This is a genomic window from Aerococcus sp. L_32 (assembly GCF_050689315.1).
Window position 1 is genome coordinate 1 of the sequence record NZ_JBOEQF010000180.1, and the last position, 4284, is coordinate 4284.

3 protein-coding genes are annotated in these 4284 nt (G+C 39.0%); all 3 read left to right on the forward strand.

Going from position 1 to position 4284, the window contains the following annotated elements; all coding sequences use genetic code 11:
- On the forward strand, positions 1–1180 hold a 1180-nt coding region (locus tag ACRCJ0_RS09910; protein ID WP_431390332.1), incomplete at its 5' end, for an alkaline phosphatase family protein.
- 97 nt (positions 1181–1277) lie between these two features.
- Positions 1278–3173, forward strand: a complete 1896-nt coding sequence (glgB, locus tag ACRCJ0_RS09915; RefSeq protein WP_419971310.1) for a 1,4-alpha-glucan branching protein GlgB — start codon at positions 1278–1280, stop codon at positions 3171–3173.
- 68 nt (positions 3174–3241) lie between these two features.
- Positions 3242–4284: glucose-1-phosphate adenylyltransferase (locus ACRCJ0_RS09920; protein WP_431390333.1), on the forward strand; the 1043-nt coding region annotated here is incomplete at its 3' end.

Below are 4284 nucleotides of genomic sequence, written 5' to 3' on the forward strand. Positions count from 1 at the left end.
TTTAGTAGAGGCAGTTGAATCCGTTTACCCATCACTAACCTATATGTGTCATACCTCAATTGTGACTGGTCAATACCCCAAAGATCACGGCATTATAAACAACACACTCTTACAACCCAACCGAATTTCTCCTGATTGGCACTGGTATACTAAATATATTAAAACACCAACCTTATTCGATATCGCGAGTGAAAATGGTTTGAGTGTTTCAACAATCCTTTGGCCTGTAACCGGTAAAAGTAGGTCAATCGATTATAATATTGCAGAAATTTTCGCAAACCGAAAATGGCACTCTCAAGTTGCGGTATCCCTGTTAGCATCATCACCTAAATACCTCATTGAAAAGAATCATAAATTTGGTCATTTACGGTCAGGGATTAAACAACCAGAATTAGACGACTTTGTAACGGCAGTAGCAGTAGACACTATTGTGAATGAACAACCAGATGTGATGGCAATCCACCTTGTTGACCTTGATTCTACTCGACATGGTTTTGGCGTGAAATCACCTGAAGCTAAAGCGGCCATTGAGCGAATGGACGCACATTTAGGCCAATTGTTCCATGCGATTGAAACAACGCCAGCCTATAAGGAAGCCCATATTGTCTTATTAGGTGATCACTATCAAATTGACACCCAAGTCGTTATTCGACCGAATCATCTATTTAAAGAAGCTGGGTTCATTCAAACGAAGGCACAAAATAAAATCCAAGATTATAAAGTATACGCAAAAGGGGCGGACGGCTCTTGCTATATCTATGTGAAAAATCATGATGCACTAACAATCGCACAACTTAAAGAAATCCTAGCACCTTTAAAACCTTACATCGAAACCTTTTATAATCGGGATGAGGCGGTCGCTTTAGGTGCAGACCCTGAATGTTTTGCCTTAATCGAAGCAAGCGAAGGTTATTACTTTGAAAGTGATATTGAACGACCAATATTGGAAGATACCGATAAACATATTCCAGGCGTCAAGCTATTAAAAGCGAGTCACGGCTATAGTCCCCAAAAAGAAAACTATACGACAATGTTTATGGCAAAAGGACCGAAGATTAAAGCTGGTGAAACTTTAGCTAGTGGGCGTTTGGTAGATGAGGGTCCAACAATGCTAGCAATGTTAGATTTAGCATTTAAAACGCCAGTAGAAGGGAAAGTTTTAGGTCAAATGTTTAAATAGCAAATAATATCATTGGCTATAAAGTAGGGAGGAAGTCATTTTGTCTAAAGAAAAAGAAGCAATCCCATCAATCCAAGGTAGAAGCTTGGTTGATGAAATGTATTATTTTAATATTGGCAATCATTATGAAGCTTTTAAATTCTTAGGAGCTAAGAAACAAGTTAATAATGACCATGAAGGCTACCAGTTTACTGTATGGGCACCGAATGCCAAGTGTGTTTACTTGGAAGGTGATTTTTCCAATTGGGCAGAAGTGCAAATGGATAAGGTTGCGGATACTGGTGCATGGACTATTTTTATGCAAGATGCAAAAGAATGGGACCTTTATAAATTTGTTATTGAAGATCAAGATGGCGTTAAACGAGAAAAGCAAGATCCCTTTGCCTTTGCTGGGGAAGTGCCACCAAAGAACGCCTCTGTGATACAAGATATCCCAACTTACGAGTGGCACGATCAGGAATGGATCAAACAAAGACAGCAATCAAATATGTTTGCTAGTCCAATAAACATTTATGAAGTACATATGTCATCTTGGAATAGACACGAGGATGGTTCGGCCTATACTTTTGCTGACCTTGAAGCAGAATTGATTCCTTACGTTAAAAAAATGGGCTATACCCATATTGAATTTATGCCTTTAATGGAGCACCCATTAGAAGCCTCTTGGGGTTATCAAATTTCGGGTTATTTCTCTATTGCTGGTCGTTTTGGTCATGATTTTGGGCCATTAATGTCCTTCGTAGATGCCTGTCACCAGGCAGGGATTGGGGTCATCGTTGACTGGGTACCAGGTCACTTTGTGGTAAATGATGATGCTTTAGCTAACTATGATGGCACAGCAACTTTTGAATACCAAGATCCTAATCGTGCTGAAAACGTACGTTGGGGGACTAAAAACTTCGATTTAGGGCGTAAGCAGGTCCAGTCATTCTTAATTTCTAGTGCTGTATTTTGGCTCGAAACTTTCCATTTTGATGGTATCCGAGTTGATGCGGTTTCAAATATGTTGTATTTGGATTATGACATTGGACCATGGGTGCCGAATAAATACGGACATAACGTTAATCTGGAAGGGCTGGAATTTTTACGGAAACTCAATACAGAAATTCTTTTCAGAGACGCATCTTACTTAATGATTGCTGAAGAATCTACCGCTTGGAGCGGGGTAACGAAACCGGCTAGCCAAGGTGGTCTAGGATTTAACTTTAAATGGAATATGGGATGGATGAATGACACCTTGAAATTCTTCGGGATTGATGCCTTAGGTAGAGGCTCTAACTACAAGTTAATTAATTTTACTTTCATGTACATGCATGATGAGAATTTTGTTTTACCTTTCTCTCACGATGAAGTTGTACACGGTAAGCAGTCTTTACTAGGCAAGATGCCGAATCATAACCGCTATGAGATGTTTGCAAACTTGCGTGTCCTTGAAGGTTACCGACTGCTATATCCTGGTAAAAAATTATCCTTCATGGGTAATGAAATTGGTCAATTCTTGGAATGGCGTTTCTATGAAGGGTTAGAATGGTCATCTCTAGATCGTGAGTTTAACACTGAATTCCAATCTTACGTTGCTGAATTGAACCGGCTTTATAAAGAGACGCCTGCACTTCACGAGCAAGATAACCAAAAAGCTGGTATTACAATTATCGAAGCTGATGATGATCAAGAAACCACCTTATCATTTATACGCCATGGTAAAGCAGCGGATGCCTTGTTGGTATGTGCCTTCAATTTTACACCTGTTGAACGTAGTCATTATCGAATCGGTGTACCGTATGCAGGTACTTATCAAGTGGTCTTAAATAGCGAGATGAAGACATTTGGTGGTAATTGGGTGAGTCAAACCACAAACTTTGAAACAGTGGCGGTCCCACATAAAGGCCAACCACATTCACTAGAAATCAATCTACCATCTCTAGCAGCAATAGCATTTGAACCAGTAAATATCAAACCAACGCCTGAAACAACAAGAAATAAAAACCATTAAAGGGGTTGATCTGTTACTACAGTTTTCGTTGAAATGTCATGCTCCCACCATATTTGGGTGGGTGCCTTATGAAAAAAGGGGGAAGGGAGTTTATCTCCGCTACTATGTTAAATAATGAAATGATTGCTATGATTCTTGCCGGTGGTAAAGGTACTCGTTTAGGAAAGTTAACAAAAAGTATTGCTAAGCCAGCTGTTCCTTTTGGTGGTAAATATCGAATTATTGATTTTACCTTGAGTAACTGTATGAACTCTGGGATTACAACTGTTGGTGTCGTGACACAATATGAACCGATGATTTTGAATGACCATATTGGGAATGGTGATTCTTGGGACTTAGATACACGCGACGGTGGTGCCTTCGTATTACAACCTTATTCTTCTAGTGATGGAGAAAGATGGTTTAATGGTACGGCGAATGCCATTTATCAAAATGTGTCTTTTATTGATAGTAAAAATCCTGAATATGTATTAATTCTTTCAGGAGACCATATTTATAAAATGGATTATGCACCGATGTTAGCAGCGCATAAGGCAAATGGTGCTGATTGTACTGTTGCCGTTAAACCAGTACCTATGAATGAAGCTTCTCGATTTGGTATCATGAACACCGATGACGAAGGAAAAATCGTTGAGTTTGAAGAAAAACCGGAAAATCCAAAGAGTAATTTAGCTTCAATGGGGATTTACATTTTTACATGGGACAAATTACGTGAATACTTAACGCAAGACCCTGCAGGTATGGAAGACTTTGGTCAAAATGTTATTCCTGCTTATTTAAATAATGATGAAAAATTGTTTGCTTATTCATTCGATGGTTACTGGAAAGATGTAGGTACAATCGACTCATTATGGGAAGCAAATATGGAAGTGCTTGATCAAGAACATCCATTACAAATCCGCGACAAGGGTTGGCCAATTTTCTCAAGAAATACGGTGACCACACCGCAATTCTTATCGATAGAATCTATAGTTGAAAATGCCATGATCTGTGATGGTTGTATTATTCGTGGCAGTATTAAAAACTCAATCCTTTCCCCAAATGTATTAGTTGGGAAAGATTCGACAATTGCCAACTCAATCATTATGAAGGGATCAAGTATTGGTGAAAA

What these genes read in the sequence shown, in the direction of transcription:
- glgB (WP_419971310.1), top strand. Translation starts at nt 1,278, where the DNA reads ATGTATTATTTTAATATTGGCAATCATTATGAAGCTTTTAAATTCTTA.